Origin of the sequence: Vibrio sp. OPT46 (genome assembly GCF_015163535.1) — a bacterium.
Classification (GTDB): Bacteria; Pseudomonadota; Gammaproteobacteria; order Enterobacterales; family Vibrionaceae; genus Vibrio; species Vibrio alginolyticus.
The window spans coordinates 1-298 of the sequence record NZ_JADDYG010000891.1 but is presented as its reverse complement, the minus strand read 5'-3'; the positions used below and the strand labels follow the sequence as shown (position 1 = coordinate 298).

Here is a 298-nt window from a genome sequence, read left to right as displayed (position 1 = left end):
GTATGATTGAACAAATGATCTCGCGATCATCATCTGACTTTTCCATTTGCTGGACGAAGCTTTTATCAATTTTGATGGCATCAAACGGATATTTCTTTAAATAGCTGAACGAAGCATATCCTGTACCAAAATCATCAAGTGACAATGTCACACCTAGTTTATGCAACTTATTTAACGTTGTGCGTGCTACTATTTCATCAGCAATTAGAGCGCTCTCGGTTACTTCGAGTTCGAGAAAGTGTGCTGGCAAATGGAAAGTGTCGAGTAGGTGTTGCACTTGTTCTGCAAAATTTACGTT

At 38.9% G+C, this 298-nt stretch carries 1 protein-coding gene; it reads right to left on the bottom strand.

Going from position 1 to position 298, the window contains the following annotated elements; genetic code table 11:
- Positions 1–298, bottom strand: a 298-nt coding sequence (locus tag IQR33_RS31390; RefSeq protein WP_193844317.1) for an EAL domain-containing protein, incomplete at both ends; no start/stop codon positions are given.